Source organism: Kitasatospora sp. NPDC088351 (assembly GCF_040685575.1).
Classification (GTDB): domain Bacteria; phylum Actinomycetota; class Actinomycetes; order Streptomycetales; family Streptomycetaceae; genus Kitasatospora.
The window spans coordinates 17,711-43,655 of the sequence record NZ_JBFBIL010000002.1; the positions used below are offsets into that span (position 1 = coordinate 17,711).

General features: G+C 73.9%; 18 protein-coding genes. 3 read left to right on the forward strand and 15 right to left on the reverse strand.

Annotated elements, in window-relative coordinates; all coding sequences use genetic code 11:
• Positions 1 to 2: 2 nt before the first annotated feature.
• The 12 genes from AB0P06_RS01630 to AB0P06_RS01685 form a co-directional block, all read right to left on the reverse strand.
• A complete protein-coding gene (locus tag AB0P06_RS01630) occupies positions 3 to 1,571 on the reverse strand; it encodes a S8 family serine peptidase (RefSeq protein WP_363604224.1) in 1,569 nt (522 codons plus the stop codon).
• A 164-nt stretch (positions 1,572 to 1,735) separates the two neighbouring features.
• On the reverse strand, positions 1,736 to 2,395 hold the full coding sequence (locus tag AB0P06_RS01635) for a DUF5825 family protein (protein ID WP_363604226.1): 660 nt from the start codon (positions 2,393 to 2,395) through the stop codon (positions 1,736 to 1,738).
• Positions 2,376 to 4,319 (reverse strand): RiPP maturation radical SAM C-methyltransferase, encoded by a 1,944-nt coding sequence (locus AB0P06_RS01640; RefSeq protein WP_363604227.1) that lies wholly within the window; start codon positions 4,317 to 4,319, stop codon positions 2,376 to 2,378. The genes AB0P06_RS01635 and AB0P06_RS01640 overlap by 20 nt, the downstream gene beginning before the upstream one ends.
• Positions 4,320 to 4,655: 336 nt before the next feature.
• Positions 4,656 to 6,047, reverse strand: a complete 1,392-nt coding sequence (locus AB0P06_RS01645) for a DHA2 family efflux MFS transporter permease subunit (RefSeq protein ID WP_363604228.1) — start codon at positions 6,045 to 6,047, stop codon at positions 4,656 to 4,658.
• The gene (locus AB0P06_RS01650) at positions 6,044 to 7,201 is read right to left on the reverse strand and encodes an AMP-binding protein (RefSeq protein WP_363604229.1); all 1,158 of its coding nucleotides are present in this window, start codon (positions 7,199 to 7,201) and stop codon (positions 6,044 to 6,046) included. Before AB0P06_RS01650 ends, AB0P06_RS01645 begins: the two co-directional genes overlap by 4 nt.
• Positions 7,198 to 8,184 (reverse strand): hypothetical protein, encoded by a 987-nt coding sequence (locus tag AB0P06_RS01655; protein WP_363604230.1) that lies wholly within the window; start codon positions 8,182 to 8,184, stop codon positions 7,198 to 7,200. The genes AB0P06_RS01650 and AB0P06_RS01655 overlap by 4 nt, the downstream gene beginning before the upstream one ends.
• A complete protein-coding gene (locus AB0P06_RS01660) occupies positions 8,177 to 8,956 on the reverse strand; it encodes an alpha/beta hydrolase (RefSeq protein WP_363604231.1) in 780 nt (259 codons plus the stop codon). Before AB0P06_RS01660 ends, AB0P06_RS01655 begins: the two co-directional genes overlap by 8 nt.
• Positions 8,953 to 10,434 carry an AMP-binding protein gene (locus AB0P06_RS01665; protein WP_363604233.1) on the reverse strand — a complete coding sequence of 494 codons (1,482 nt, stop codon included), beginning with the start codon at positions 10,432 to 10,434 and terminating at the stop codon, positions 8,953 to 8,955. Before AB0P06_RS01665 ends, AB0P06_RS01660 begins: the two co-directional genes overlap by 4 nt.
• Positions 10,431 to 11,111, reverse strand: coding sequence for a class I SAM-dependent methyltransferase (locus AB0P06_RS01670; protein WP_363604234.1), 681 nt, complete (start codon positions 11,109 to 11,111; stop codon positions 10,431 to 10,433). Before AB0P06_RS01670 ends, AB0P06_RS01665 begins: the two co-directional genes overlap by 4 nt.
• Before the next feature lie 270 nt (positions 11,112 to 11,381).
• Positions 11,382 to 12,239, reverse strand: coding sequence for a dimethylargininase (gene ddaH / locus AB0P06_RS01675; protein ID WP_363604236.1), 858 nt, complete (start codon positions 12,237 to 12,239; stop codon positions 11,382 to 11,384).
• Positions 12,240 to 12,279: 40 nt separating this feature from the next.
• Positions 12,280 to 12,903 (reverse strand): LuxR C-terminal-related transcriptional regulator, encoded by a 624-nt coding sequence (locus AB0P06_RS01680; protein WP_363604237.1) that lies wholly within the window; start codon positions 12,901 to 12,903, stop codon positions 12,280 to 12,282.
• Positions 12,900 to 13,538 (reverse strand): helix-turn-helix transcriptional regulator, encoded by a 639-nt coding sequence (locus AB0P06_RS01685; RefSeq protein ID WP_363604239.1) that lies wholly within the window; start codon positions 13,536 to 13,538, stop codon positions 12,900 to 12,902. Before AB0P06_RS01685 ends, AB0P06_RS01680 begins: the two co-directional genes overlap by 4 nt.
• A 455-nt stretch (positions 13,539 to 13,993) precedes the next feature.
• On the opposite strand from AB0P06_RS01685, the gene AB0P06_RS01690 reads away from it, so the two are divergent.
• The 3 genes from AB0P06_RS01690 (at position 13,994) to AB0P06_RS01700 (ending at position 20,642) form a co-directional block, all read left to right on the forward strand.
• Complete coding sequence (locus AB0P06_RS01690) at positions 13,994 to 17,278, forward strand: type 2 lanthipeptide synthetase LanM family protein (RefSeq protein WP_363604240.1); 3,285 nt, start codon at positions 13,994 to 13,996, stop codon at positions 17,276 to 17,278.
• A gap of 77 nt (positions 17,279 to 17,355) precedes the next feature.
• Complete coding sequence (locus AB0P06_RS01695) at positions 17,356 to 17,574, forward strand: hypothetical protein (protein WP_363604242.1); 219 nt, start codon at positions 17,356 to 17,358, stop codon at positions 17,572 to 17,574.
• Between the two features lie 146 nt (positions 17,575 to 17,720).
• Complete coding sequence (locus tag AB0P06_RS01700; RefSeq protein ID WP_363604244.1) at positions 17,721 to 20,642, forward strand: AAA family ATPase; 2,922 nt, start codon at positions 17,721 to 17,723, stop codon at positions 20,640 to 20,642.
• 146 nt (positions 20,643 to 20,788) lie between these two features.
• Here the strand turns inward: AB0P06_RS01700 and AB0P06_RS01705 are convergent, their stop codons facing one another.
• The 3 genes from AB0P06_RS01705 to dnaE form a co-directional block, all read right to left on the reverse strand.
• Positions 20,789 to 21,232: a hypothetical protein gene (locus AB0P06_RS01705; RefSeq protein WP_363604245.1), complete on the reverse strand. Its 444-nt coding sequence runs from the start codon at positions 21,230 to 21,232 to the stop codon at positions 20,789 to 20,791.
• A 411-nt stretch (positions 21,233 to 21,643) separates the two neighbouring features.
• On the reverse strand, positions 21,644 to 21,967 hold the full coding sequence (locus AB0P06_RS01710) for a DUF6300 family protein (RefSeq protein WP_363604246.1): 324 nt from the start codon (positions 21,965 to 21,967) through the stop codon (positions 21,644 to 21,646).
• Between the two features lie 32 nt (positions 21,968 to 21,999).
• The gene (dnaE, locus tag AB0P06_RS01715; RefSeq protein ID WP_363604247.1) at positions 22,000 to 25,596 is read right to left on the reverse strand and encodes a DNA polymerase III subunit alpha; all 3,597 of its coding nucleotides are present in this window, start codon (positions 25,594 to 25,596) and stop codon (positions 22,000 to 22,002) included.
• Positions 25,597 to 25,945 lie beyond the last annotated feature (349 nt).

Here is a 25,945-nt window from a genome sequence, read left to right on the forward strand (position 1 = left end):
CGTCAGAACCGCAGGGACCAGCTGTCGATGAAGCCGGGGAAGTAGCCGTAGCGGTCGGTCGCCCGCAGCTTCCACACCCCGTTGGCCGTTCGGGCGGAGGCGTCCACGCCGTAGAGGGCGGTGAGGTCCGGGCGGCCGTCCGCGATGTCCTCGTCCCGCAGCCGGTACGCCGTGCCGTCCGGGGCGATCAGGTCGATCGTGAGGTCCCCGCGCCAGCCGTGCTTGATGGCGAGGCGGACGTCCAGGTCGGCGGGCGCGTGCCCGGGCACTCCGGTGACGGTGATCGCGGACTCGACGGTGCCGTCGACGGCGACGTCGGTGCCGTTGGTGAAGAGCGGCCCGGGCGCCCGCACCGGCGCGGTGCCGGTGTAGAGCAGCCGGTCGGGCGAGCCGGGGCCCGCGTCCTGGACCGAGCCGGTGGTCGCCGCGGCGGTGAGCGCCGCCGCCACCTGGGCCGGGGTGGCGGCCGGGTGGGCGGCGAGGTGGAGCGCGGCCGCGGCGGTCACATGCGGGGTGGCCATCGAGGTGCCCGACATGGTGGTGCCGATCCCGCCGACGTCGACCCAGCTCAGGGCCGAGACGATGTCCACGCCGGGTGCGAAGAGGTCCACCAGCGGGCCGTAGTTGGAGAAGGACGCGCGGACGTCGTCCTGGTCGGTGGCCCCGACCGTCAGGGCGGTGGGCACCCGGGCGGGGGAGTGCTGGGAGGCGTCCGTGCCGTCGTTCCCGGCGGCCACGGCGTAGGTGAGGCCCGAGGCGATCGAGTTGCGTACCGCCGCGTCCAGGACTTCGTCCGGCTCGCCGCCCAGGCTCAGGTTGACCACCGCCGGCTTGACGGCGTGCCCGGTCACCCAGTCGATCCCGGCGACGACCTGCTCGGTGGTGCCGTATCCGCTGTCGTCGAGGACCCGGACGGCGACGATGGACGCGGCCTTCGCGGCCCCGAAGGTGCTGCCCGCCACCGTTCCGGCCACATGGGTGCCGTGGCCGTGCTCGTCCTGCGCCACGTTGTCCCCGTCGATGGCGTCGAAGCCGTTGGAGGCCCGGCCCTCGAACTCCTCCTGGGTGACCCGGACGCCGGTGTCGACGATGTACGCGGTCACGCCCCGGCCCGCCGTGGCCGGGTAGTCGTACCGCCGGTCGAGCGGGAGCCGCCGGTGGTCGATCCGGTCCAGCCCCCAGGACTCCGGATCGGGCTGGGTGTCGTCGGCCCGCACCCGGCGGTTCTGCGAGACCAGGGCGACCGACGGGTCCGCCGCCAGCCGGCGGGCCTGCCGCGCGGAGAGGTCGGCGGCGAACCCGTGCAGCGCCGCGTCGTACGTCCGCCGGACCGTTCCGCCGTACGAGCGGGCGAGCGCCTGGGCCGCGCTCCGGAGCGAACCGCCCGCTCCGGCCTGCTCCTTGAGGACGACCAGGTAGCTGCCCGGGACGGCGTTCGGCGACCCGGCGCCGCGGACGACACCCTCCGGGCCGGCGGCCGAGGCGGGGAACACCCCACCGGCGCCGATCGACAGGGCGGTGGCCAGGCCGAGAACGGCGCAGGCGTGGCGAAGACGACGGCCTGGACTCATCTGTTCGGTTCCCCCTCCCGTGGTGCCCCCTTCCCCTGAGCCTGATGCATTGTCAAGTCAAGTGCAAGCAAAAGGAGTTGAGGATCTTCGCGGGGCGGGGTGTCCGGGTCGGGTGGCGAAGCCTGGACTGACGGCGCAGGGCCGGGCGGGCCTGCGCGCCGGGGTCAGAGGCCGAGCGAGCCGAGGGGCCAGCGGTAGGGGCGGGTCGGCAGCCACCAGAGCCGGCCGGCGTGTTCGGCGATCAGCCGGGCGTCGGCGAGCTCCGCGCGGACGTCGTCGGGCACGGTGCCGGTGGGTGCTCCCTCCAGCAACCCGGCCACGGCGGTGAGGAAGTGGGGCTCGTCGATGGTGAACAGGTCGAGCGGGCCGAAGCGGCGGTCCCTGACCTCGATGAAGCCAGGCCCGTGCCGGTAGACGCACCTGGCCGGGAAGTACCCGGCGCGCCAGGCCCCGGCGGCCTGCGGCGGCGCGCCCTCGATCCGGCTCGGCGGGTAGAGGTGGCCGAGGGCGCCGTCCGCCGCGCAGCCGTCGGCGCAGCGGGCGACCCAGTCCACCGCGAGGCCGCGGCCGGTCAGTTCGCGCAGCAGCAGGAGGGCCCGCGCGGACTCCGGGCCCGCCGTCGCGGCGCACAGGTCGACGGGGTGCGGGAGGCGGACGTGCCGCGCACCCGCGCGGTACAGGCGTTCGGCGTCCGGCCGGGCGGCGTCGGCCAGCTCCAGCCGGCCCAGCGCCATGCCGGGCAGGGCCCGGGCGGCCGGGTCGTGGTCGCGCCAGGCCTCGACGGTGATGGCCGGGCTCGGCGGTTCAGCCAACTGCGACGGCATGGCGTGCCTCCTGCTGCTCGTTCTGCTCTGCGGACTTCTCCTCGCCGGGCCGGGCGTCGTCCAGCCGGAACAGCACCTGGCTGCCGGCCTCGACGGCCACCTGGATGAAGGTGTCGTTCTCCTGGAAGACCAGGCCCCGCCGGATCCAGTCGTCCAGCACCGCCCGTACGGTGGGCTCGTCGGTGCCCGCCCTGGCGGTCAGTGTCGCGAGGCCGCGGGGCTGGTCGAGCAGGCGGAACAGGGCGAGCCGCTCGGGCGAGGACAGTTCGAGGACCGTCCAGTCGTAGGCCTGCCGGCGGCTGAGCAGCACGATCCGGGTGCCCAGGTCCTGGTAGGTGAGGCGGCTCGCCGGGTACCGCTGGTGCCAGGTGTCGATCGCCGCCGACAGCTCGGCGGCCAGCGGCTCGTCGATGCCCTGCGGCGCGGCGGAGAACAGATAGGCCAGGTCGGTGAGTTCGTTCTCCGGCAGCCGGTAGATCTCGGCGTACTGCTGGGCCGGTCGCAGGTCGGGGAAGCCGAGTTCGGGCTTGTCGAAGTACGGGCTGAACCGCTCGATCGCGATCCGGGACGCCCCGGCCGGCGGTTCGAGGTGGTGCAGCAGCGGGATCTGGCGGATGACCGCCCGGTAGTCCTGGTCCGCCTCGCCGGGGAAGCCGTACAGGTAGTTCCAGCAGGAGCTGACCCCGGCGCTCTGCGCGTCGCGCAGCGCGCGGACGTTCTGGCAGCCGGTCACGCCCTTGTCCATCAGCCGCAGCACCGGGGTGCTGAGGCTCTCGATCCCCGGCTGCACCATCACCGCGCCCGCCTCGCCGAGCAGCTGGAACTGGTGGCGGCGCAGGTTGGACTTCACCTCGAAGTGCAGCCGGATGTCGTGGTCCGACTCGGCCAGCCGGCGCAGCACGGTGTCGAAGTAGCCCATGTCCAGGATGTTGTCGACCACCACGAAGTCCAGCACCTGGTGGCGCTCGGCCAGCCCGGTCACCTCGTCGTAGAAGCGGTCGGGGCTCTTGCTGCGGAACTCCATGAACGAGCCGTTGAGCCCGCAGAAGGTGCAGTGGTGCTTCTCGCCCCACCAGCAGCCGCGGGAGCCCTCGACGAGCAGCTTCGGCTGCACCCAGCGCGCCGCCGGGGAGGCGTCCAGCCGTTCGAAGAAGCCGTCGTAGGCGGGGGCCAGGATCTGGCCGGGCGCCAGCGGGCGGCGGGACATCGGGTTCGCCCGGGAGGTGCCGGAGCCGTCCCGCCAGCAGAGTCCGGGGATGCCCGCAAGCGTGTCGTCCCCGGAAGCCGCGGAAGCCCCGGCGGTCCCCGGGTCGTCCTCGGCGAGGGCGGCCAGCAGGGCCGGGAACGCCGTCTCCCCCTCGCCCCGGACGACGTGGTCGACGAACGGGAAGCTCCGGTGCAGCGCCGCGCCCATCTCGCCGTCGCAGTTGGCGCCGCCGAACACGATGCGGGTGCCCGGCGACAGCCGCTTGAGCAGCCGGGCGGCGGCCAGGCTCGCGGTGTTCTGCTGGAAGGTGGTGGTGAAGCCGACCACGTCCGGCCGTTCCCCGGCCAGGTCGGTGGCGAGCCGGGCCGTGAACTCCGGCGCGAGCCCGTGCAGGGCGGTGGTCATGGCGATCTCCGCCGCCCCGGCGCCGTTGGCGGCGAGGAAGGCCGAGAAGGCGTCGACGTCGCCGGGCCGGTCGTACAGGGCGCTGGAGAAGACCCAGTCGCCGGCGCCCTGGAAGTACGAGGAGGTCGAGTAGTAGGTGTAGTCGCCGAGGCCGAACGCCGTCCGCCCGACGACCCAGTCGACGAAGTCCAGGTTCGCGTGCCGGACCTGGACCTCGTGGCCACCGGACTCGGCGGCCGTGCGCAGGATCCCCAGCGCGAGGGAGGGGACCTCGATCGACCCCCACGGCATGTTCACGAGCAGGATCTTCATCGCCTGTTCCTCCAGGTCGAGTCGGCGCCGCTCCCGGGGCCCGGCACGGCTCCGGGCCCCGGGAAGCGACATCCGGTTCGTTCGTGTCATCGCTGGGCGGCCGGGGCCGCGTGGATCATCCAGCGGCCGCTCTCGGCGGTGCTGTCGTTCTGGACGGTGCGCTTCTTCATGGTGTTCACCTCCTTTCCGGGGATCCGCCGCGGACCGGGGCCGGCGGCGTGGTGCGGGTGGCCGGGCCTTGCCGGTGTCACCGCTGGGCGGCCGGGGCGGCCATGATCATCCAGCGGCCGCTCTCGGCGGTGCTGTCGTTCTGGACGGTGCGCTTCTTCATGGTGTTCACCCCCTCTCCGGGGATCCGCTGCCGACGAGGACCCGCGGCGTCGTCCGGGCGGCCAGGAAGGCCAGCCCGCCGACGGACGCCGCGGAGGCGAGGAGGACCAGCGCGAGCCGTACCGAACCGGCGGACGGCGTGGTCCGGACGAGCGGTCCGACGACGGCGGCGCCGGCCATCGAACCGACCTGCATGGCCGTGCCGAGCACCCCGGAGGCGGCTCCGCTCAGCCGGGCGGGCACGTCGTGCAGTGCGGCGGTCACCAGCGGCGTGAGCAGGAAGGCGTTGCCGGCCCCGATCACGCACATCGGTGCCACGAACTCCGGCCACCGCGCGCCGGTGCGCATCGCGGCGGCGGCCCACAGCATGCCCGCCACGGTCGCGCCGAGCCCGCCGAGCACCAGCAGCCTGCCCTCGACCCTGCCCGAGAGCCGGCCGGCCACCGGATTGAGGAGCATCGAACAGGCCGAGGCCGGCACCAGGACCAGCCCGGCCAGCAGCGCGCCGTAGCCCGCCACCGACTGGAAGTAGATCGACAGCAGCACCACCAGCCCGGTCACCGTGGTGGCGACGACCGCCCCGCAGGCGGTCATCCGGGTGAAGGCCCGGTCGGCGAAGAGCGCGAACGGCACCAGGGGCGCGTGCTCCTGCCGTCGCCGCTGCTGCGCCACGAAGCCGGCCGACAGCGCGGCCCCGGCCGCGAACAGCGCCCAGATCCAGCCGCTCCACCGGTACTGCGCGCCCTGGGTGACCGCGAAGCTCAGGCAGAGCAGCGCGGACGCCGCGAGCGCCGCCCCCGGCAGGTCCGGCCGCTGCCCGCCGGTCGGCCGGGCGTCCGGGATCGCCAGCCGCCCCAGCACCATCGCGGCCACCCCGACCGGGACGTTCACCAGGAAGACCCACCGCCAGTCGAGCGCGCCGACCAGCACGCCGCCCACCACCGGTGCCGCCACCGCGGCGACGCCGCCGACCGCGCCCCGGACCCCGAAGGCCGTACCGCGGCGCTCGGCCGGGAAGTGCCGCACCAGCATCGCCATGGTCTGCGGGGAGAACAGGGCCGCGCCGACGCCCTGGAGCACCCGGGCCGCGATCAGCTGGCCCGGCGACCGGGCCGCCCCGCAGGCCAGGCTGGCGACGGTGAAGACCGCCAGCCCGGTCAGGAAGACCCGGCGGTGCCCGAACTGGTCGCCCAGCCGCCCGCCGGTGATCAGCCCGGCGGCCAGCGCGAGGAGGTAGCCGCTGAGCGCCCAGACCGCCTCGCCGAGCGAGGCGCCGAGCTGCTCGCGGATCCGCGGGATCGCGACGGTGACCACCAGCGCGTCCAGCTGCGCCAGGAAGAAGGCCACCGAGACCACGGTCAGGACGGCCCAGGGCCGGCCCCGGACGGCGGTCGTCACGGCTGCCGCCAGATCATCGGCGGCACCTTGCCGGTGCGCTCGACCCGGGTCAGCCGGTCGACGCGGGCGACCGCCAGCGCCTCCGGGTGGTGCAGGGCGATGCCGAACAGCCGGGCGGACCCGTCCAGCAGGTGCTGCCGCAGCGCGGCCGGCTCGGCGGTGCCGGTGAAGTGCACCGCCAGCCGGCGCACCCCGTGCCAGGACTCCTCCTCGCGGACCAGTTCGAGCTGGGCCTGCGCCACCCCGGGCAGCGCCGTGGCCAGTTCGATCAGGTCGCCGATGGCCAGCAGGCTGCCGTGCAGCTTGAACGTGTCGTCGGCGCGGCCGAGCACCCGCAGGCCGTCGGGCCGCCCGCACCGGCAGTGTGCCGGGGCCAGCCGGTCGCCCAGCCGGTAGCGGGTCACCGGGACCGTCCAGCCCTCGCCGGCCCGGCTCAACAGGGCTCCCTCGTCGTCGGGTTCGATGATCTGATCCGGCATCAGATGGAGCGTCCGCAGGTCGCAGGCCGGTGTGTTGGTGGCGATCACATAGGTCTCCACCGCGCCGTAGTTGCCCCAGAACCCGGCCTCGGGGAAGGCGGCGCGCACCGTCTTCTCCGCGGCCTCCGTCCACGGCTCCGCCATCCAGATCACGGTGCGCAGCGGCAGGCTCCGGCCCGCGTCGAGCACGGCCTGCGCCAGGTCGGTCAGCGCGCTCGGCGTGGCCGCCACCGCGTCCACCCCGAGGCTCTCGAACGCGTCGAGCCAGTAGGCGAGTTCACCCGCCTCCAGCGGTCCGCTGGGCACCACCCGGCAGCCACTGCGCTCGGCGAGGGCCTGCATGTAGTAGTGCGAGGCCCACATCCGGCCCGGGGTGAACAGGTTCAGCAGGACGCTCTCGGGCCGCAGCGGACGCCACTCGCGGAGCAGCCGGCCGACCGCCTGGTCGTACGACACATAGGTGATCTTGGGCGGGCCGGTGGTGCCGCCGCTGGACAGGACGATCGATCCGGTGGGCGCGGTCAGCCGGCGGGAGACCTCGAAGATCTCGGCCGGGCCGGTCACCGCGAGGTCCGCCAGGCTCCCGGCGGTCGCCGGCACCGGCGCCCCGCCGTGCTGCTCCAGCTCGCGGGCCTGGTCCAGCACCCGCTCCCAGGGCAGCTCGCCGATGGTCACGACGCCACCGCCGTCCTGGCCGCGTGGCCCGCGAGGTAGGCCCGGAACCGGTCCTCGACCATCTCGGCGGCGACCCGGTCCGACTCCTCGTCCAGGCCGAACGCGGCCCCGCCGTCGAACTCGACCTCGGAGAGCCACTCCCGCTCGCCGTCGGAGATGAAGTCCACCGTGAAGTACGGGGTCGGCAGCCGCTCGGCGACATACGCGATGGTGCTCAGCATCCGCTCCGGCAGCTCCGCGTAGGCCCACTGGCGCTTGGCGCCGATGGTCCGGTTGACCATCCCGCAGTAGCCCTCCTTCCACCCGCTCAGGACGGCGCGGACCTGCCCCTCGACCACGTAGACCCTGGTCTCGCGCGGGTTCGCGATGTACGGCTGGGCGACCAGCGCGGTCTCCGAGCCGCCGGCCAGGCCGATCACCCCGCGCAGGTCGTGCACGTTGTGCACGACGGAGACGCCCAGCCCCATCGCCCAGTTCGCCGGTTTGACGAGCACCGGGAAGTCCAGCGCGTCCAACGCGGGGTCGTAGTGGCCGGTCATCGCGTCCCGGCCGGTGCCGATCTTCACGGTGGGCATCGGCGGGATCGGGCTGCCGGCCAGGTGCAGCACGGTGGCCATCTTGTCCGCGACGATGTAGCTCAGCCGTGGCGGCATCGGCAGGTAGAAGCCGAGCCGCTCCAGGACGGTGTAGAGGAAGAGCTGGTTGGCCACGTCCTGGGTCTGGTGCGGCAGCGACCACAGCATGGTGACGAAGACCGTGTCCTCGGGCGTGACCCGCTCGCCCTTCAGGTAGACCTTCGGCCGGGCCGGGTCGGTGGCGTCCACCGAGACGTCCTCGGGCTTGTGCAGGCTCAGCTCCAGTGACAGGTTCTTGGCCAGCGACCGCAGGGTGTCCCAGACCGCGCGGTCCTCGTAGGCGCGCTGGTGGGCGCTGGCGCGTTCGGGGTAGATCCAGCAGACGCGGCGCACGGTGCTCTCAGGCATGGCTGACACTCCTCGCGATGAAGTCGGTGACCGTGCGGACGAAGTCGTCCGGCTGCTCGACGAAGGGCAGGTGGCCGCTGTCGGCGAAGACCCGCAGCTCGGCCCCGGGGACGGTGCCGGCCAGCCACCGGCCGACGTCCGTGGGGTAGACCCGGCTCCGCGCGCCGTGGACCAGCAGGGTCGGGACGGTGACGGCGGCGAGCCCGGCCCGGAAGTCCAGCCCGGCCGCGTCGGCGAACAGGGTGGCGCAGGCCTCCGGGGTCCAGCGCAGCGCCTCGGCGGTCAGCTCGGCGACCAGCGCCTCGTCCGGTTCGGTGCCGGCCGCGAACGAGCCCCGGACCAGGCTGTCGGCGAAGGCGGCCGGGTCGGTCAGGGCGGTCGTCCGCAGCCGCTCGACACCGGCCGGGTCCAGCCCGCCGAAGGCCGCGTGCGGCCAGCCGGGCCCGACCGTCAGCCGGGGCGACTGCTCGACCGAGACCAGCGCGGAGATCCGCCCGGCGCCGAAGCGGTCCAGGTACTCGTAGGCGACGGTGGCGCCGAGCGACCAGCCGAGCAGCACCGCCCCGCGCAGGTCGAGCCGGTCGACCACGTCGGCCAGCTCCTGGGCCGCCCGCCGGACGGTGGCCGGCCCGTGCCGGGGCAGCTCGACCGTCACCACCCGGTGCCCGGCGGCCAGTTCCCCGGCGACCGGGGCGAAGAACCGCCCGGTGGCGGCCAGTCCGGGGACGAGGACCAGCGGGGTCCCCGTGCCGTGCGGCTCGTACCCGGTCATGTCAGCCCCAGCCGCGCGCGCAGGGACGGCTTGTCGACCTTGCCGACCTCGGTCCGCGGCACCGCGTCGACCGGCTCGACGCGGCCGTGCAGACCGTGCCGGCGCAGCACCGCGCGGGCGGCGGTGGAGGCCTCGGCCACGCTGCCGCGCGGCCGGACCGCGACCAGTACCTCGTTCCGGTAGGCGCCGGGGTGCAGCGGCAGGCTCACCGCCTCGGCGACGGCCCCGGTGGCCTCGATCTCCTCGTCCAGCACCGGCGCGAGCACCGGGCCGGCCGGGGTGGCCAGGGCGTCGGTCAGCCGGCCGAGGATCCGGTAGCGGCCGTCGGCGGTGCGGTGCGCCATGTCGCCGGTCCAGAACTCGGGGGCGCGGAACGTCCGGGCGTTGGCCGCGTCCTGCTCCAGATAGCCCTCGCTGGTGCAGTCCGAGCGGAGCACCAGCTCGCCGGTGACGGGGGCACCGCCGGTGCCGGGCAGCGGGGCGATCCGGACGCCGACCCCGGCCACCGGGGCGAGACCGTCGCCCGGCGGGCCGTCCGCCATGTCGCCCAGCGCGAGGCCGAACTCGGTGGAGCCGTAGATCTCGCGGATCCTCAGCCCCAGGGTCTCCCTGGCCCGTCGGGTCACGGCCGGGCTCAGATACGCCCCGCCGCAGAGCGCCCGCCGGATCCCGGCCAGGTCCGTGCCGGGGGCGGCGGCGTCCGCCAGCTCCTCGTAGTGCCGGGGGAGCGCGCTCATCACGGTGGCCCGGTACCGCACGAGCTGGTGCAGCAGCACCCTGGGCGGGGCGTCCGGGTCGGCGAGCACCAGCCGGGCGCCGGAGAGCAGCGCGGCGAAGACATGCAGGTCGGTGGCGTGGGCGACGTCCAGGGTGTGTCGGCAGAAGACCACGTCGGTGTCCCGGATCGCGGTGTCGGCGATCCAGCGCCGCCGCTCCCGGACGAACGTGTCCTGGCGCCAGGCGATCCCCTTGGGGAAGCCGGTGGAGCCGGAGGACCAGAGCACCCGGAAGACTCCGGTGTGGGCGGGGGTGTCGTCCGCGAGCGGTTCGGCGGACGCCAGCCGGTCGAGCGGGACGGCGGCCGGGGCGTCCGCCGGAACGGCGCGGCGGGCGGGGGCGGTGGTGTCGGCAGGGGTGGCGGGGTCGGTGACCAGGAGGACCGGCCGGGTGAGCCGCAGTGCCTCCTTGGCCTCCGGCTCGGAGAAGCCGGTCAGCAGCGGGACGTAGTGGGCGCCCAGCCGGGCGGTGGCCAGGATCAGCGCCACGTAGCCGATGCCGCCGCGCAGCGCGTAGGCCACGCAGTCGCCGGCCCGGACGCCGCGCTCGGCCAGCCCGCCGGCGATCCGGTCGGCCAGGCCGAGGAGTTCGGCGTAGCCGGCCGTACCGCCGTCGGTCCGCTGGATCGCGCACGCGTCGGGACGGCGGTCCGCGACGGCGCGCACGGCCTGGTAGAGGCCCTCGGGCCCGGCGGCGGTCACAGTGCCCGCCAGCCCGCGTAGGCGGCGAACCGCCAGTCCTTGGCCAGGCAGTCGACCTGCTGGAACCCGGCCTCCCGCAGCCACGTCAGCTGCGAGTCCAGATCGGCGCAGATGTCGTACGCCATCCGCCGGCGCCCCGCGGCCCACTCCTCCGCCGGGGTGCCCGACGCGTGCACATGGGCCTCGTGCCGGTGGTCGTACATCGGCTCCAGGCGCGGACTCGGCGCGAGCAGCTGCTCCACGTTGACGAACACCCCGCCGGGCGCCAGCACCCGGTGGATCCGGGCGAAGAGGTCCCGTTTCTCCTCGTGCGGGAGGTGGTGGATCGCCAGGCCCGAGACGACGGCGTCGAACGGCCCGTCCGGCAGCGCGTCGGTCAACTCTCCGACCAGGGTGGCGATCCGCGGGTTGCCGCGGAACCGGTCGACCGCCTGGCCGAGCATCCCGGCCGAGTGGTCCACCAGCAGCAGCTCGGCACCGGGGATCCGGTCGAGCACGGCCGCGCTGAGCAGTCCGGTGCCCGCGCCGAGGTCCAGGATCCGGGGCCGTTCGGCGACGGTCAGCGCGACCGCGCCGGCCGCGCTGCCGTACAGCAGGTCGAAGGACGGGATCAGCCGGCGGCGCAGCGCGTCGAACGTCGTCGGGTCCCAGAGCTCGGGAAGAGTGGTGGTCCGCATGGTCGTTTCCTCCCGGGGTCAGACGTGCGCGGTGGACCGGCGGAGACCGAGCGGGCGCCGCCGCGGCCGCGTGTGCCGCGCGTCGCCGGGCCCCTGCCGGGTCGAGTGCCTCGGCTCGCCGCCGCGCACCGCGCGGTGACCTCTCTCGTCGGTCATCTCCGGTCCTCCGTACGCTTGTTGGCGTTCTGTTCGAGTACCTCGATGGTGCCCGCCGGGGCCGCCGCCGGGCAGAGAAGGAAGCGCAGCGACACCGGCAGTGCGCGGCACCCGTCAGGGGCGCAGCTCCAAGGTGCAGCACTTGATGCTGCCGCCGCCCTTGAGGAGTTCGGAGAGGTCGACCGGGCGGGGGCGGAAGCCGCGGGCGCGCAGCCGGGCGGCGAGGTGGTGGGCGGGTTCGGGGAGGTAGACGTCGCGGCCGTCGCTGAAGGCGTTGAGGCCGAAGACGGCGGCGTCCTCGGGGGTGGCGAGGAGGGCGTCGGGGAAGGTGCGGTCCAGCAGGGCCCGGGCGGCGGGGGAGAAGGCGGCCGGGTTGTACATGATCTCGTCGCCGTCGAGGACGGCGAGGGCGGTGTCGAGATGGTAGTAGCGGGGGTCGGTGAGCTCCAGGCCGAGGACCGGGCGGCCGAAGAACTCCTGGGCCTCGCGGTGGGATTCGGGGGAGCTGCGGAAGCCGTGGCCGGCCAGGATCCAGCTGTCGGTGGCGAGGAAGTCGCCCGCGCCCTCGTTGACGTGTCTCGGGTCGCGGGTCTCGGTGAAGCCGCGGTCGCGGAACCAGTCGAGGTAGGCGGGGCCCTCGGCGGCGCGTTCGGGGTTGCGGAACCGGGCACCGAGGACCTTGCCGTCGATGACGGTGGCGCCGTTCGCCGCGTAGACCATGTCGGGCAGGCCGGGGACCGGGTCGATCAGCTCCACGGTGTGGCCGGCCTCGGTGTAGAGGGCGCGCAGGCGTTCCCACTGGGTCGTCGCGAGGTCGGTGTCGACCGGCCGGTCGGGGTTCATCCAGGGGTTGATCGCATAGCTCACCTCGAAGAACTCGGGGCGGCACATCAGGATGCGGCGCGGGCGCGAGGTCCGCGGGCGGGTGGGAGCGGCGGCGGGGGAGCTGAGGGCGAGGGCGGGGGCGGTCATGGGGGGCTCCGGGGAGAGGATCGGGATCGGCTGGATCGGGTCAGATCAGGCCGAGGCGGACGGCGTGGGCGACCGCGTGGGCGCGGTTGCGGGCCTGGAGCCGGGCCATCAGTTCGTAGATGACGTTCTTGACGGTGTGTTCGGAGCAGTGGAGCGTCCGGGCGATCACCGCGTTGCCGTGGCCCTCGGCCATCAGGTCGAGCACCGCGGTCTGGCGCGCGGTGAGCGGGGCCGGCGCGGCCGGCGGGGCCGCGGGCCGGACGGCGGGGGAGACGGCGTCGGTGAGCAGCTGGGCGAGGGCCGCGTACGGCATCCGGCCGTCGCCGTGGTGGGCGCCGTGCACGGCGGCGGCGAGGTGGGGCGGGGTGAGGCCGGCCGAGCGCAGGACGGCGGCGACGCCGACGTGCAGGGCCAGCCGCAGGCCGGCGGGCGTCACCGTGTCGCAGACCAGCAGCTGCGGGCGGTCGGTGGCCGCGCCGGTCCGGACGGCGTCCTCGACGCTGGGCGCGGCGGCCACCGTGACGGTGCCGCTGCCCGGGTGCGGGGAGGTGGCGATCCCGGCGTGGCCGAGCATCGAGGTGAGCCGGGGCGCGGCCGGGCCGGCGAGCACATGGGCGCGCGGGGCCGGGGCCTGCGGGGCGCGTTCGGCGAGGAGGGCGCTCACAGCAGGCCCGCCCGCAGCGCGTAGGCGACCGCGTGGGCACGGTTGCGCAGCCGGAACCGCTGGGTGATGTCGTGCACGACGGTGGTCACGGTTCTCTGGGAGTAGGCGAGTCGCTGGGCGATCTCGCTGGTCTCGTGGCCGTCGGCGACCATGCTCAGCACGGAGCGCTCGCGCTCGGACAGGCCCGCCGCCGCCCACCCGGGGGCGTCACCGGCGGCGCCGGAGCGGTTGAGCAGCTGGTCGAGCAGGTCCGGGGGGAGGGTGCAGTCGCCGCGGGCGGCGGCCAGCACCGCGCGGGACAGCCGGGGTGCGTCGGCCTCCCGGCGGCGCAGCAGGGCACGGGCCCCGGCGGCCAGCGCGTGCAGCGCGTCACCGGGCGTCAGATCGCTGGCCACCAGGACGACGGCGGGCCGGCCGGCGGTGTCGCGGGTGGCGCGCAGCATGTCCAGCTCGGCCCGGGCGAACCGGTCCACGATCATGACCACCACCCGCGGCTCCGCGGCCGGGCCGCCGGGGGCGCCCGGGGTGTCCGGTTCCGTCACGGTCACGTCCGGGCAGGCGTACAGGGTGCTCTTGGTGCCGGCTTCCAGCACCGGGTCGAGGGCGACGACGCTGACAGGTACGGGTTCTCCCACCGGGTCCTCCGAAGGTCATCCGCCCGGTCGGGGCGGTGCGCGGGACAGGTACGGGCTGAGCGGGGCAGGGGTGCTGCGCAACAGCTGGTGGTACTGGACAGAGACTGCGGGCCGGCGGGTGGGGGTGGCATCGGGAGCGGCCCCCCAGCTTTGCCCGCGGCCGGGGCGCGGGGTGCGGGCCGGACGGCGGCGGACCCCGGCGACCGGGTGTTCCGGGCCTGGTGACGGCGGGTCGGCCCCGGTGACGGCGGGCCGGGCCGGGCGGGGGCGGGCGGCGCCGCCCGGCCGCGCCGCCCGGTGGCCCCCGGTGGCCCGGCGCTCCCGCCCTGGTGGGGGCGGTCCCCGGGAGGCCGGTGCCCCGGGTGGGCGAAACCTGGGGGCTCCTGGGTAGTGGCGGGAGAATATGGGGAACCGGCCCCCATGTGGGGGGTGGGGGGCTCTGGGACGTTGGTCCTGTGACTGACACCGCCACTCCCCCCGACACCCGGACCCCGACCCTGCCGCGCTGGTGGTGGGCCCGCGGGCTGACCCTGCGCGAGCGGCTCGCCACGCCGGGCCTCCCGGTGGCCGGGCCGGCCGCGGCCCCGGGCCGCGGCCCCGGGCCGTGGTCCGCCGGGGACCGCGCCGGGTTCGCCGCCCGGCTGGCGAGCCTGGGCCTCGGCGACGGGCAGGCCTTCGCGCTCGGGGACGAACTGCCCGACCGCCTGGCCGCCCGGTCGGCCAAGCCGCGGTGGGCGCGGTACGTGGAGCGGACGGTGGCCGGTGCCCCGGTGACCGCGGGGGCGCCCGAACAGGCGCACGGCGAGGGCGTCGAGGTCTTCCTGCCGGTGCTGCGCCCGCTGATCACCCAGGCCTGGGCCGGGGTGGCCGCGCGGCTGCCCCTGCCCGAGGGCGAACACGCCGCCGTCCGGGCCGCGTTCGAGCAGCGGCTCGGCCACCAGCTGGTCCGGCGGGCGGCCCGGACGCTGGTCCGCGAGCTGAGCGAGGCCCGCGCCGAGGGCCGGCTCACCGGGGCCACCGGGCCGGAGCGGTTCGCCGCCTTCACCGCCGAACTCGGCACCGGGCCGGGGCTGTCCCGGCTCTTCACCCGCTACCCGGTGCTGGCCCGGATCCTCGGCGGGACGGCCGCCGACGCGGCCGAGGCCGTGCTGGAACTGGCGGAGCGCCTCCACACCGACCGCGCCGCGCTGGTCGCCGGACTCTTCCGGGGCGAGGACCCGGGCGCGCTGGTCCGGCTGGAGCTCGGCCGCGGCGACGCCCACCAGGGCAACCGCTCCGTCGCGCTGCTGCACTTCGCGGACGGCGGCGCCGTCGTCTACAAGCCGCGGCCGCTGGGGCAGCACGCGCTGCTGGACGAGGCGGTCGGCTGGCTCAACGGCAAGGTGGCCGGGCTGGGCCTGCGCACCCCCCGGTCGGTGCGCGGCGCCGGGTACGGCTGGCTGGAGTTCGTCGAGCACCACTGGTGCGGCTCGGTCACCGCGGCGGACCGCTTCTACCGGCGCCAGGGCGCGCTGCTCGCCCTGCTGTACGCGGTGGACGGCGCCGACATGCACTACGAGAACGTCATCGCCTCCGGCGACCAGCCGGTGCTGGTGGACGCCGAGACCCTGTTCCACACCGGCCTGCCGGCCGCCACCACCGCGGGCGCCGACCCGGCGGCCGGGGCACTGGAGGCCTCGGTGCACCGGACCTGCCTGCTGCCGAACCTGCTGATCGGCGAGAACGGCGCGCTGGACATCTCCGCCCTCGGCCGCGCCGACAGCGGCGCGTACCCGAGCGACGGGCTGCGCTGGGAGGACGCCGGGACGGACACCATGCGGGCCGTCCGCGGACCGGTGGAGAGCCCGGCCGGGCAGAACCAGCCGCTGCCGCAGGGCCGGACGGCCGGGCACGCCGACCACCGCGCCGCGCTGCTGGAGGGGTTCCGGGCCGGCTACGACGCGATCACCGCACACCGCGCCGAACTCCTCGGCACGGACGGCCTGCTCTGCACGGACGGGCTGCCGGGCGCGGCCGGCGCGCTGGGCACGGACGGGCTGCTGGGCCGCTGGGCGCACACGCCCGCCCGGCTGCTCGTCCGCTCGACCCGGCTCTACACGACCCTGCTGGACGAGTCCACCCACCCCGACCTGCTGCACGACGCGCTGGCCCGGGACTCGGTGTTCGCCGTGCTCTGGACGGAGTCCGCCGACGACCCGGCCCGGCAGCGGCTGATCGAGCACGAGATCGCCGAACTCTGGCGCGGGGACGTGCCGCTGTTCTTCCACCGCCCGGGGCGCACGGCGGTCTGGACCGGCCGTGACGTCCGGGTGGACGGGATCCTGCCCGTGCCCAGCCTGGTCGCCGTCCAGGGGAAGATCGCCGCGATGGACGAGGTGGACCGCCACGACCAGGAGTGGGTCATCTCCGCGACCCTCGCCGTCTCCAGCGCCAACTCGCCCGACTCCGGACCCCGTTCGGAGCTGGCCCCGGTCCGGGTACCGGCCGTCGTGCCCGAGTCGCCCCGGCTGCTCGCCGCCGCCTGCGGGATCGCCGACGAGATCACCGCCCGGGCCGTGCACGGCGACGGCCGGGCCAACTGGCTGGGCCTGGAACGGGTGGCCGGGGCGCACTGGGCGGTGCTGCCGATGGGCGGCGGACTCGCCCAGGGCTACTGCGGGGTGGCGCTCTTCCTGGCCCAGACCGGCGCGCTCGCCGGGGCCCCGCGCTACACCGCGCTGGCCCGGGAGGCGGTCCGGCCGCTGCCGGCGCTGCTCTCCGCGCTGGTCACGGACCCGGAGCTGAGCGCCGCCGTCGGGCCCGGCGCCCTGAACGGGCTGGGCGGCATCGTCCACACACTGCTGCGGCTCACCGAACTGCTGGGCGGCGAAGGCGACCGCGACGGCGTCCGGGCCGAACTCGACGGCTGCCTCTCCGACGCGCTGACCGCCCTCGCCCACGCCGCCGACGCCCTGCCCGACGGGCCCGGTGCCACCGGACCCGTCACCGGTCTGGCCGACGGCCTCGCCGGTGCGCTCGCCGCCGTGCTGCCCCTCTGCCGGGCGACCGGCGACCGGCGGGTGGCCGAGCGGGCGGCCGAGCAGGCCCGGCGCCTCGCCGACCGGCTGCTCGCCCTCACCGGGGCGGGCTCCGGGGCGACCGGCCTCGCCCACGGCGACGCGGGCACCGGCTGGGCGCTGCTGCGGTACGCCGCCGTCCGGGGTGAGGCGGGCGGGGACGGGCGGCCGTACGCCACCGCCGGGGCCGCGCTGCTGCGCCCCGCGCTGGACGCCGCGGTGCGGGCCGGGGCGGGCGGCGACCTCTCCTGGTACTCCGGCCTCGCCGGCGTCGCGCTCGCCGCGGCGGACACCCTGACCGACGCCGCGGTGGCCGACGACGCCCTGGCCGACGGGTTCGACCACTGCGTCCGCCTGCTCTCCGCCCCCGGCGGGAGCGACGACCTGAGCCTCGGCCACGGCACCCTCGGCGCGCTGGAGGCGCTGACCGTCCTCGCGGAGCGCGGCCACCCCGGCGCCCGGGACGCGCTCATCCACCGCACCGGCGAGGTGCTCGGCCTGATCGAGCAGCAGGGCCACCGCTGCGCGACCCCCGACCACGTGCCGTCCCCCGGGCTGCTCACCGGCCTCTCCGGCATCGGCTACGCCCTGCTCCGGCTGGGCTTCCCCGGGACCGTGCCCTCCGTCCTGCTGCTCGACCACGCCCCCCGGGCGACGAGCGGCCCGCACCGCACCACCCGCTGAACCTTCCGCCGCACCGCCGCACCTTCCCCGATCCGCTCCCCGTACCCGCGCAAGGCCACCAGAAGGGATCCACCCTCATGAACAAGCCGACCGCCACCGCCGCCACCGCTGCCACCACCGCTGCCGCCGCCGAGCAGGTCCAGGGCCAGGAGCAGGACCCGGCCGGCGGGATCCGCCTCTCGGGCCGCAACCGCGCCTGCGCCCGCGCCCGCGTCCTCGCCGGCATGGTGCTGACCAGCGGCATCGTGATCACCCTCAGCAGCCTGGACACCACGGTCTCCGCGCCGCACATCTGAGCACCCCGACGGATCGCCACGACGGATCGTCACGACGGCGGTGCGGGTCCGCGCAGGCAGCGGGCCCGCACCGCCGCGTCCGCGTCCCTGCCGGGGCGGCACGCGGTCTGACGTTGAGCGGCCCGCATCAACTATGCTCACCGGTCATGCGTTCCCCTGCGCCGTATGTCGTCGGACGTGACTCACAGTTGCGTTCCCTCCAGCAGGCGCTGTCCGACGCGCGGCTGGGGCGCGGCGGCGTCGTCTTCCTGGTCGGGGAGGCGGGTATCGGCAAGTCCCGCCTCGCGGCCGAGGCCGTGGGCACCGCCTTCGACTCCGGCATGCGCGTCCTGCGCGGCCGCAGCAGCACCACCGGGCCCACCGTGCCGTTCCGGCCGCTCACCGAGGCCCTGATGTCGCTGTTCCGCAGCGGGGAACCGGTGGACGACCTGGCCCTCGGCCCCTACCGGCCGGTGCTCGGCCGGCTCATACCCGACTGGAACACCGGCGACCACGAGAACAGCTCGATGGTCATCCTCGGCGAGGCCGTCCTGCGGCTGCTCATCGGCGCCGCCAAGGGCCGCGGCCAACTGCTGCTGCTGGAGGACCTGCACGACGCCGACCCCGAGACGCTCGCCGTGGTCGAGTACCTGGTGGACAACCTGGAGTACACGCCCGTGCTGCTCCTGGTCACCATCCGCACCGAGTTCTGCGACGCCCTCGACCTGGCCGGCTCGGCCCGCCGACGCGGCGTCGGCACCCTCATCGAACTCCCCCCGCTCACCCGCCCGCAGGTCCGCGACATGATCGCCGCCCAGCTGGGCACCGAGCCGGACGGCGTCCCGGAGACGGTGCTGGACCGGCTCTGTGACGACAGCACCGGCAGCCCGTTCCTGATCGAGGAACTGCTCCAGTCGATGATCAGCGGCGGCGCGCTGGTCCAGGGCACCGACGGCTGGCGGGTCGTCGGCGACCTGCGCAGCGACGTCTCCACCGCCCTCGCCCGCGGCATCCTGCGGCGGATCGACCGGCTGGGCCCGCAGGGCCAGACCCTGCTCTCCGCCGCCGCCGTGCTCGGCCGGCGCTTCCCGCTGACCGTGCTCCAGCGGATGACCGGCATCGACGACCGCAGCCTGCTCAGCCATCTGCACGCCGGGGTCGCCGCCCAGCTGGTCGTCCCCGACGAACCCGCCCCGGACTGGTACGCCTTCCGCCACCCGCTCACCGTGGAGGCGCTGTTCACCCAGCTCACCCCCGGCACCCGGGCCGAACTGGCCGGCCGGGCCGCCGACGCCGTCCAGGCCCTGCACCCCGAACTCACCGGCGAATGGTGCCCGCTGGTCGCCGGGCTGCGCGCCGAGGCCGGCGAACGCGCCGAGGCGGGCCGGCTGTTCGCGGAGGCCGGCCGACGGGCCCTGGCGGACGGCGCGATCGGCTCCGCCATCACCCTGCTGGACCGCGCCGAACGGCTGCTGGCCGACAGCGCCGACCCCGCCCGCCGGGCCGAGGTCCTGGAGTCGCTGCTGCCCGCGCTCGCCGAGGCCGGGGACTTCACCCGCGCCTTCGACCTCGCCGAACACCTGCACGCGCTCGGCGGCGCCGGCCTGAGCGCCCCCCGGCTCGCCGCGCTGCACACCCGGCTCGCCAAGGTCGCCCACACCGCGGGCCGTTGGGCCGACGGCAACCGGCAGATCGCCCGGGCCCGGGCCGTCCTCGGCCCGTCCCCCGACGATGCCGCCTCGGCGCCGGTCGACGTCGCCGCCGCCTACCTCGCGCTGGACACCCCGGGCCCCGACCGCACCCAGCAGGCCGAGAAGCTGGCCCGTTCGGCCGTCGAGGCGGCCCAGCGGCACGACCTGCCCACCGTCGTCTGCCAGGCCTGGGAACTGCTCGCCTCGGTCGCCCGCGAACGCGACCCCGCCGAGGCCCACGCCATGCTGGAACGGGCCCTGACCACCGCCGAACGCCACCGGCTGCCGCTCCAGCGGATGTACGCGCTCACCCGGATCGGCGGCAACGGCTGGCTCGCCGACGGCGACGCCACCGGACTGGCCACGGCCCGCGACGAGGCCCTGCGGCTCGGCTCGGCCACCATCGTCTACACCATCGACGGCATCCTGATCCTCGACTCCGTCCTGCGCGGCGAGTTCGCCGCCGCCCGGGCCGCCGCCGAGGAGTGCCTGACCGTCGTCCGGCGCCTGCGGCTCGCCCCCGCCGTCCGCTACGTCCTGATGGCGCGGGCGACCCTCGCCGCCCACCTCGGCGACCGGGCCGGGATGGACGAGGCGCTCGCCGCGTTCGCCGCCTGGGACGGCGCCGGCTCCCAGGAGGAACCGCTGACCCTCGGCCTCGCCCGGACGTTCTGCGCGCTCATGGAGGAGGACCGCGAGACCGCCCGGCGCGAACTGCACGCCGTCGGCGAACTCGAACGGGACAACCCCTCCACCTACTACCTCAGCGGCCGGCACGGGATCGGCCTGCTGCTCGACGTCCTGGACGGCCTGGACGGCCGGGCCGGCCGCGCCCGGCACGACGAGGCCGCCGCCACCGCGCCCGGCCGGATGCGCTGGAACCGCCAGTTCGTGCTGTTCGCCGACGCCGTCCTGCTCGGCCGCGAGGGCCGCCCCCAGGAGGCGGCGGCCGCCGTCGCCGAGGCCCTGCGCGCCGCCGAGCCCTACCCCACCACCCTCCACCTCGGCCTGCGGCTGGTCGCCGACGCCGCCCACGCCGACGGCTGGGGCGAGCCGGTGGCCTGGCTGCGCCGGGCCGAGCACCACTTCCACCAGCACGACGTCGCCGCCGTCGCCAACGCCTGCCGCGCCGCCCTGCGCCGCCTCGGCGCACCCGTCCACCAGCACCGCACCGGCACCAGCCGCATCCCCGAGGACCTGCGCGCCCTCGGCGTCACCGTCCGCGAGTACGAGGTCTTCGTCCTGCTCGCCGAGCGCCTGAGCAACAAGGACATCGCCGACCGCCTCTACATCTCCCCGCGCACCGTGGAGAAGCACATCGCCAGCCTGATCACCAAGACCGACGAGCCCAACCGCACCGCCCTCTGCGCCCGTTCGGCCGCCGCCGGGCCGGGATAGGTTCTGCGCGGCGGATCTTATGACCGTCGCATGATCGGCTCGTTGTTCCGGTCATGCGACGGGGAGATCTGAACCTGGAACCGGGTCCTGACCGCCCCGCAGGCCGCGACCGCGGCCGACGCCGACGATGATCCGCCGTACAGAACCTAGTACCAAGCGGTGCAGGCGATGTTGTAGCCCCACTGAGGATTTCCGTAGGGATTGCCGAGCCACTCGCTCGCGCCGCAAGCCCGGTACCAGACACCGCCGTCGTCGTACTTCTCAGGCAGGGAGGCGCCGGTTTTGGTGTACATCCGGTTTACGAACGAGTCCCATGTCTTGCCGCCGTCGTAAGAACGGTCGTAGTAGTAGGCGGTCACGTTGCCGTCAAGCGCTGTGAGCCAGCTGTCGACGTAGTGGTGCCCGTCACTTTTCGTGTAGCGATGAATCTGCACGGTGTTCTGGTACCTGCTCGGGGACCAGTGGGCCTCGTTCGTCACGTCCGCGACAGCCCTGGAGGTTGCCGCAGCCGTGCCGACGGTCGGTCCCGCGAGCGTGGCCGACGCGGCCACCATCACGATCGCTGCCGCCAGCCCTGTCTTTTTCGGCATGTTCGACCCTCCTTGTGATTGACATAGCTATGACAAAAGTGCTGGTAGGCGCAGCCAGTAGCGCCGTCACGGGTTGGCCGGAAGGCTCCGCAAGGAACCTGAAGCCGTCCGTCGCGAAGCGCGGCAGCTCCACGCCCGCCGGCTTCGCCGCCGGTGAAAAGCCTGCCCGAGGGAGGGAATCGACGTCTTGTAGAAATGCGCACGGTGCGGGGCAGCCGCAGCGGCGGCGGACCACGCGGTTCCACCGGCCGGCAGTCAGTTCCCCCGCGGCCTCACCGGCTCGGCCGCTTCGCCGTCCGGGATGCAGGGGGCAGTCGATGGCGCCCTCCCGGCGGCGGGGCTACGGCCACACCGTCAGTTCCTGCTAGTGGCGCAGAGGTTGACCGGGCCGGGGCCGGGCTCCCGTCGCTTTCACAGTTCGCCGGCTCTCCACCGGGCCTCTTGCGCGTCCAGCTCCGCGCGGTTCGGGGCGCGGTCGCGTACCGCGTCCAGCCAGTCCCGAACGAGTCCACTGAACGCCTCGAACGCTGCTGGGGTCAGTGGGCCGTCGTCGGAGAGCAGTGCCAGTAGCTCTCCCGCTGCCGGGTCGCTCACGTCGCAGGACCGACACAGTACGGTCTCCTTGAAGCCGGCGACCCGTTTTCCGGACCGGTTGCGCCAGGCGTGCGGGTAGCGCGCCGTCAGCAGTACCGGAGCTGCGCAGCGTGGGCAGGGAGGGGTCTGGGACGTCCGCAACTCGATGACTCCTCCCTGGCCTGCCTGTGCCGTCATGCGAGGCCCAGCCATGCGTCGGCGCCGAACGTGCCTTTCACATCGGAGGCGATGGTGGTGGCGTTCACCTTGGCCTGCAGGGCGTAGACGGTGGTTTTCCGCATGCTGCGGACGCTGAGGTGGACCGGGTTGTCGCCGAGGTGCGCGGCGAGGATTCTCTTCAGTTCGCTCACCGACTGTCCGGTGATCCGGTGGGAGGGGAGCGCGAGCCGGACGGGTGGCTTGCCGCCGTGCTCGGCCGAGGACACGTCCAGTACACCGAGTTCCCTGCCGAAGATGTTCAGCGTGCCGTCGCGGTCCTCGATCTTGCCCCGGACGGAGATGACGTTGTCTTCGGCCAGTGCGTGCTGCACGAGTTGGTAGGAGGCGGGGAAGAACAGGACTTCGAGGCCGGCGTCCCGGTCCGCGAGGTTCACGATGGCCCAGGCGTTGCCCTGCTTGGTCACCTTGCGCTGGATGCTGGTGATCAGTCCGGAGAGCTGCACGTCCCCGGTGGTGCGGCCGGAGGCGAGTAGTTCGGCAATCGAGCAGTCCCGTGCGCCGGCGAGGATGTGCTCGGCGCCGTCAAGGGGGTGGGCGGAGACGTACAGGCCCAGCATCTCCCGTTCGGTCGAAAGCAGTTGACGTCGCGGCCACTCCGCATCGTCGATGGGGAAGTCCAGGCCGAAGGCGGGTGCGGCGTCCTGAGGGCTGCCCAGTCCGGCGAAGAGGTCGTCCTGCCCGAAGCCGGCCGCTTTCTTCACGGGGATGATCGCGTCGATGGCGTCCTCGTGAACGGCGGTCAGACCCTTGCGTGAATGCCCCAGAGAGTCGAAGGCCCCGGCTTTGATCAGGGACTCCACGGCCCTCTTGTTCAGCGCGGGCAGGCCGGCCTTGTCGAGGAAGTCGGCGAAGGACGTGAACTTCCCCACGCGGCGGCGCGCTTCCACGATGGCCTCGATGACGCTGTCACCGACGTTGCGTACGGACTTGAGCCCGAACCGCACGTTGTCGCCGACTGCGGTGAACTCCGTTACGGACTCGTTCACGTCCGGCTGGAGTACTCGGACGCCGTTCCTGCGGGCGTCGGCGAGGTAGATCGCGGCTTTGTCCTTGTCGTCGCCGACGGAGGTGAGCAGGGCGGCCATGAACTCGGCCGGGTAGTTGGCCTTGAGGTAGGCCGTCCAGTAGGAGACGAGGCCGTAGCCGGCGGTGTGGGACTTGTTGAACGCGTAGCCGGAGAACGGCAGCATCACGTCCCAGAGGGCTTGGATCGCCTCGCCGGAGTAGCCGTTCTCCCTCATACCGCCGTGGAACTTCTCCCACTCGGCGGCCAGGACCTCCGGTTTCTTCTTGCCCATGGCGCGGCGCAGCATGTCCGCGCCGCCCAGGGTGTAGCCGGCCAGTTGCCGGGCGATGGCCATGATCTGTTCTTGGTAGACCAGCAGGTGGTGGGTGGAGCCGAGGATCGGGTCCAGGGCCGTCTCCAGCTCCGGGTGGATGGGGGAGGGCTCCTGTTTGCCGTTCTGGCGCAGCGCGTAGTTGGTGTGGGCGTTGGCGGCCATGGGGCCGGGCCGGTACAGGGCGTTGGCTGCGGCGATGTCCTCGAAGCGGGTGGGTTCCATCAGTTTCAGCAGGGCCCGCATGCCGCCGCCGTCGAGCTGGAAGACGCCGAGCGTGTTGCCTGTGGCCAGCAGTCGGTAGGTCGTGGCGTCGTTCAGCGGGATCACGACCGTGGCGGGGCCGCCGTCCATGGGGTCCACGGTGGCCAGGCTGATGCCCCGGTTCTCGCGGATGTTCTCGATGGCCTGATCGATGACGCCAAGGTTCCGCAGCCCCAGGAAGTCCATTTTGACCAGGCCCATCGCCTCGCACGACGGGTAGTCGAACCCGGTGATCTTCACGCCGTCCGCGGCGCGCATGTGCAGGGGGATCCGGTCGGTCAGTTTCGTCTTGGACAGGATCACCGCGGCGGCGTGCACACCGGTGCCCCGGGTCAGGCCCTCCACCCCGCGGGCGGTGTCGATCACCTTCTTCACGTCCGGCTCCGCGTCGTACATCTGCCGGATCCCGCCGGCCTCGGCGTACCGCGGGTGGGAGGAGTCGAAGATGGCGTCCAACGGGACGGACTTGCCGTTCTGGTCCGGCGGGAGTGCCTTGGTGATCCGCTCCCCGTGGGAGAAGGGGTAGCCCAGGATGCGCGAGGAATCCTTGATCGCGTTCTTGGCCTTGATCTTGCCGAAGGTGTTCACCATCGCGGTGAACTCGTCACCGTACTTCTCGGTGACGTAGCGGACCATTCTGTCGCGCCGGCGGTCGTCGAAGTCGAGGTCGACGTCCGGCGGGTTGATGCGTTCGGGGTTCAGGAACCGTTCGAACAGCAGGCCCTGCTCCAGGGGGCACAGCTCGGTGATGCGTGTGGCGTAGGCCACGATGGAACCGGTCGCGGAGCCGCGCCCCGGTCCCAGGGGGATCCTGTTGTCCCGGGCGTGGCGGCAGATGTCCGCCACGACGAGGAAGTAGGAACTGAAGCCCATGGGGCCGATGACCGACATCTCGGTCTCGAAACGGGCCGTGACGTGCGGGGGGACGGGGTCCCCGTAGCGCATGGTCAGGCCCTTGAGGACCTCCTTGCGCAGCCAGGACTCCTGGGTCTCGCCCTCGGGTACGTCCGGGAACTGCGGCATCTCGTCGACGTGGTCGAAGACCTCGCCGTAGGACTCGATGCGCTCGGCGATCAGCAGCGTGTTGTCGCAGGCCTCGGGCAGCTCGCGGAACAGGTTCCGCATCTGCTCCGCGGTTTTGAGGTAGTAGCCGGCCCCTTGGAAGCGGAACCGCTTGGGGCTGTCCTTGTTCTTGCCGACGCCGATGCACAGCAGGTTGTCGTGCGCGTCCGCCTGGTCCTCGTGGATGTAGTGGGCGTCGTTCGTGGCCAGGAGCGGCAGATTCAGTTCCTTGGCCAGCCGTAGCAGCCCGTCGCGGACCTCGCGCTCGATGTCCAGGCCGTGGTCCATCAGCTCCAGGAAGTAGTTCTCCTTCCCGAAGATGTCCTGATACGCCGCGGCGACCCGCTTCGCCTCGTCGTACTGGCTGAGCCGCAGCCGGGTCTGGACCGCGCCGGAAGGGCAACCGGTCGTCGCGATGATGCCCTCGGGGTGCTCGCTGATCAGCTCCATGTCCATCCGCGGCTTGCCCGCGGGAAACTGGCCCGTGTACGACGCCTCGGTGGACAGGTGGAAGAGGTTCCGTAGGCCCCGGACGCTCTGTGCCCACATGGTCATGTGTGTGAAGCGGCCGCCGCCCGAGACGTCTTTGGAGCCCTCGCCGTCATCCGAGACGGCGCGTTGCCCGCCGGGCCCCCAGAACTCCTGCTTGCGGTTGCGGCGCGAGGACGGTGCGACGTACGCCTCGATGCCGATGATCGGCTTGACGTTCTCGAAGCCCTGGGCCACCTGCTGGAACTCATAGGCGCCGAACATGTTGCCGTGGTCGCTCATGGCGATCGCGGGCATGCCCTGGCGTTCGACCTCGGCGAACATCGGCTTCAGCTTCTGCGCGCCGTCCAGCATCGAGTACTCGGTGTGGTTGTGCAGATGGACGAAGGAATCCGGCACGGGTCAGTCACCTCCGGGGCGAGTGGGAAGCCGCCATCCCGGCTGACGCCGAGGTGGTGGCCGGCGGACGACCACACGAGTGCGGCAGGCGGTGCTGACGACTCGGTCCGTCTCGGTGGGGCTGTGCCGACGGGCGAATGCCGGGCCGGACGGCCTGTGCGGACGATCGGCCCAGAGCCTCCGAAGCGCTGCTCCGGCAGTCGCCGGGTTCCAGGCTCCCGCGCACCCTCGGTGCGCCCGGTGCAGAACCACACGTTGACCAGAGACATCAAAGCGGCAAATGCGTAGTGGGATCAAACAACCAATTCATCCCTAATTCACAACTGATCGTTGTGTATCTAGGGTGTTC